This is a genomic window from Tenacibaculum sp. 190524A02b, assembly GCF_964036645.1.
GTDB classification, from domain to species: Bacteria; Bacteroidota; Bacteroidia; order Flavobacteriales; family Flavobacteriaceae; genus Polaribacter; species Polaribacter vairaonense.
The window spans coordinates 4,358,474-4,362,855 of sequence record NZ_OZ038525.1 but is presented as its reverse complement, the minus strand read 5'-3'; the positions used below and the strand labels follow the sequence as shown (position 1 = coordinate 4,362,855).

Here is a 4,382-nt window from a genome sequence, read left to right as displayed (position 1 = left end):
AATTGAGGGATTATTTTATAAAGAAATATTTTTGAACTGTACATTATAATAGTAACCTTCCTTTTGGAAGTGATTTATAGACTCAAAAAAGCATATTGATTTTTTTTTGACTCTCTCTATAATTTTTTCAGCTAAATTCCGTTGTCTTAATAGAATATAGTAGGTTTCGTGTAGTAATTTGAAAAAATTAGAACTTCCTTTCTTTATTCTAACCTTTACATTTTTAATTGAAGTAAAATAAAAATTAAACATCTTTTGAACTTTAACAGCTTTGTATTTTCTTTTCTGAAAACCCTCTGCTTTAACTGCTTCAAAAAGCGTTAAATTTTTATTAAAAATATTTTCATCTAAGCTTACTAATATTAAATATAGTAACTTAGCCTTCTTCACAAGGAGACATATAGACATAATAATCTATTTATTTTAAATTGATTGTTATTTACAAACCCTGCTTTTGTTTGCTCGCCAAAGTTTCACAATTGCGGGGTATATATTTTATGTTATTTAAAAATCATGTATTGCTTATTCTTCGCAAACCATGTTTATTATTATTTTATTTTAATAAACAACTAAGAATAAAATCCGTGCAGCAAAAAGTCATTCCCTTATTATATTCTTTGCTATTACAATTTATATAAATTGCATTACTAAGTGTCTTGCACTTAAAATTAAGCTTTTGTGTGTAGTAGTAGTTATAGTAGTTTAGTTCTGCAAAAATAAAAAAAGAAAGCACTTATCAAAATTATTCCCTCGTACAAATTCCTTTACATATATTTCCACATAGCTAATATAATAAATTAACACATGTTAACAAATTTTTAGGAACTATTTTTATATCCATCTATTTAAAATCCTCTTTCTTTTTTAAGTTTATCATATGCCAACTGAATTTCTTGAAATTTTTGCTTTGCTACTTTTTTATGTTCTTCTCCCACATCTCCTAGCTTATCTGGGTGGTATTTTTTTACCATTTTTCTATACGCTTTTTTCACCTCATCATCTGTTGCATTTGGAGTTACCTCTAAAATTTTATACGCACTGTCTACTTCTTTATAAAACATGGCTTTAATAGAAGTATAATCATATTCATTAATATATAAATACCCTGCAATTCTTTTAATCACTTGTTCTTCAGAACTTGTTACTTCACCATCTGATTTTGCTATTCCAAATAAAAAATGTAACAATTGTAAGCGAGAAGAATGCGACATGTATTTACGAATTTGCAAACATACCTGCCTTGTTGAAACATCTTTTTTAACAATACCGTTAAATAATTTAAAAGCATGATTGGCTCTTTCTTTTCCGTATAGCTTTACAAAATATTGCCTTACATAATCAAGTTCTTTAGGGTCTATACGCTCATCTGATTTTATTACTACAGAAGCTAAAATTAATAAGCTTATTTCAAAATCACCTGACTGTACGTAATGACTACCTCTGGTATGTTTTGCTTCTTCATACTCTCGTTGCTCTTGTTTTATATCTTCTACTGACACTTCATCTATAAAACTTCCTACTACAAAACCAATAATTGCTCCAATAGGCCCTCCTAATGTAAATCCTGCGCCAGCTCCTAACCATTTTGCAAATTTCCCCATACTCTGTTTTTTTCTCAAATATACATCTAATCCAACTAGTATTCGAAACTTTTAAAATGAGATTCCTTAATAATAAAAAACCAACTTATTAATAATAAGCTGGTTTTTTCTTGAGTTTAAAAACGACTTTAACAAGTAAATCCTCTTATATAAATGGTTTGTTTTAGTTTATTTACACTTTTAAAAATATAATTATAGAAAATTGACAGGTATTCCCTACTGACAATATTTTAAAAGTTTATATTTAATTTAAACTCAAATTTCATTAAAATCTATGACTGCATTTATATTATTTAACAACCTTAGAACTTAATCTCCTGAAACCATAGTCTCAAGGCTATTTCATTTTTGTTTAGTTTAGCTTGAAACGAGTTTTATGTTAAAAAACAAAAACTGCATTACACCTGCCTTACTTTGCTAATTTAAACATAACCAAACCACAAAACCTATCATTAATGTATATATAGTATCATTTCAATGATACTTGAACCTGAATTCATCATGTGTAGTAATTTTACTAATAAGTTTTGCTCACTTTTTCCTAACAATCAAAATACTATGGATTTTATAAAAACCTATCAATAATTTTTATATATCTCCTAATTCGACAAAAAACAATCTCTACTTCTTTAATTTTAATTTAAAAGTACAAAGGATTATATATAACAAAAAGCTATCAAACAAAACAAAACCATAAATAAAAACACTTAAAAAACAACTATTTTAAAAAGATTTAAAGGACTTTTAAAAAATACCAACCCAACAACAAACACCATAAATAAAAACCACTCTAAGCTTCTTAAATCAACCTTTACTAAATTAAACATCCAACATTAGAAATTTACAATTACTTACAGAACCGCCATGCACAGAAAAACATCAAATTGTAAACTTACAAAACCTTCCTGCACTGGAAAATGCTAAATTGTAAACTTGCAAATCCTTCCTGCATTGGGAAATGACTTTTGTTAACTTACAGAACCGTCATGCAATATGTAATGGCTTTTGTTAACCTTACAGAACCGCCGTGCAACATGGTTTAATTCTGAAGTATGAATGTTTAATTATGAGTTGATGTATACCTAATAATTAAAAAACTTAAAACTGATTACACCTTATATAAAACATTATTTGGTTTTGTTTTTTTATTTTTCTTAGGCTTTGTCTTACAAGTATAAAAAAGTATCTTTGCTAAAATTTTTATTTATGTATCCAGAAGAATTAGTAAAACCAATGCGTGATCAGTTAATTGACGCTGGTTTTGAAGCTTTATATACTGCTGAAGATGTTGACAATGCTTTAGCTAAAAAAGGTACTACCTTAGTAATGGTGAATTCTGTTTGTGGTTGTGCCGCTGGTACTGCAAGACCTGGAGCTATCGCTTCTTTAGGTGCAGATAAGAAACCAGACCATATTACTACTGTTTTTGCTGGTGTAGAAAAAGAGTCTACAGCTAAAGCTAGAGAATACATGGTACCATTTCCTCCATCTTCTCCTGCAATTGCTTTATTTAAAGACGGACAAATAGTACATATGTTAGAGCGTCACCATATTGAGGGAAGATCAGCACAAGCTATTGCTCAAAATTTAGCCGCTGCTTACAATGAATTTTGTTAAAAACTACCTCTATGGTTGTTAACGATAGCAATAAAACACTAAAACCACTCTTTCGAGTGGTTTTTTTTATATTTTTACTTCTTTCTTATCTGCTTACGTTATGACAAAAAAATTAAAAATTGATGGTATTGATAAAATCATCATTAAACGACTATTAAATGATGCTCGTACTCCTATATTAAGTATAGCTAGAGAAGTAGGGATTTCTGGAGCAGCTATTCATCAACGACTTAGAAAACTGGAAGATGCAGACTTGATTGATGGGTATAAAATGATTCTAAACCCTAAAACGCTTGGATACGACACTACAGCTTTTGTAGGTGTTTTCTTAGATTCTTCTAGTTTATACTCCTCTGCTATTAAACGTTTAAAAGAAATCCCTGAAGTGGTAGAAAGCCATTATACTACCGGTAACTATGCTATTTTTATTAAAATAATGTGTAAAAACAACGAGGATTTAATGCATTTATTAAATAAAGATATTCAAACTATTAAAGGAGTTTCTAGAACTGAGACATTCATCTCATTAGACCAACAAATTAAAAGACAAATTAAAATTTAATGAACGATTTTATTTTTTATTTTAAAATGGGCTTGTTCCATGTATTGGATATTAAAGCTTATGACCATATTCTTTTTTTAATTGTATTAGCCGCTGTTTACCAGTTTAAACAATGGAAAAAAGTATTATGGTTAATTACTTTATTTACTATTGGACACTCTATTACCTTAGCTTTATCTACTTACGGTGTTTTAAATGTTAATGCTAAACTGGTAGAGTTTTTAATACCACTTACCATATTTATTACTGGATTAATGAATGTATTAACCGCAAAAAAAGCATCGGTAGGAAAAGAAAATCAAAACTTATTTTTTGCCTTATTTTTTGGTTTAGTTCATGGGTTAGGTTTTTCTAATTATTTTAAAATGATGATTGGAAGAAGCAACGATAAACTAATACCTTTATTAGAGTTTGCTTTAGGTGTGGAAGCCGCACAAGTTATTATTGTTTTATTAATTCTTTTAACAGGAAGCTTTGTACAATCTATTTTAGGAGTTAATCGTCGTGATTGGATTTTAGTAGCTTCTTCTATAGTAATTGGTATTGCAATTCAAATGATGATAGACCGTGTTTTTTGGTAAAAATTAACACATAACCGTTTT

4 protein-coding genes are annotated in these 4,382 nt (G+C 28.5%); 3 read left to right on the top strand and 1 reads right to left on the bottom strand.

Annotation, left to right across the window (positions count from 1 at the left end; all coding sequences use genetic code 11):
• Nucleotides 1-845: 845 nt before the first annotated feature.
• On the bottom strand, nucleotides 846-1,601 hold the full coding sequence (locus ABNT65_RS17690) for a TerB family tellurite resistance protein (RefSeq protein ID WP_348738472.1): 756 nt from the start codon (nucleotides 1,599-1,601) through the stop codon (nucleotides 846-848).
• 1,206 nt (nucleotides 1,602-2,807) lie between these two features.
• Here ABNT65_RS17690 and ABNT65_RS17685 point away from each other — a divergent pair.
• The 3 genes from ABNT65_RS17685 to ABNT65_RS17675 all read left to right on the top strand — a co-directional run bounded on the left by ABNT65_RS17685 (nucleotide 2,808) and on the right by ABNT65_RS17675 (nucleotide 4,361).
• Nucleotides 2,808-3,218, top strand: coding sequence for a BrxA/BrxB family bacilliredoxin (locus ABNT65_RS17685; RefSeq protein WP_348746478.1), 411 nt, complete (start codon nucleotides 2,808-2,810; stop codon nucleotides 3,216-3,218).
• A gap of 100 nt (nucleotides 3,219-3,318) precedes the next feature.
• Nucleotides 3,319-3,780 carry an Lrp/AsnC ligand binding domain-containing protein gene (locus ABNT65_RS17680; RefSeq protein WP_348702857.1) on the top strand — a complete coding sequence of 154 codons (462 nt, stop codon included), beginning with the start codon at nucleotides 3,319-3,321 and terminating at the stop codon, nucleotides 3,778-3,780.
• Nucleotides 3,780-4,361: a HupE/UreJ family protein gene (locus ABNT65_RS17675; RefSeq protein ID WP_348746477.1), complete on the top strand. Its 582-nt coding sequence runs from the start codon at nucleotides 3,780-3,782 to the stop codon at nucleotides 4,359-4,361. The genes ABNT65_RS17680 and ABNT65_RS17675 overlap by 1 nt, the downstream gene beginning before the upstream one ends.
• The last annotated feature ends 21 nt before the right edge of the window (nucleotides 4,362-4,382 follow it).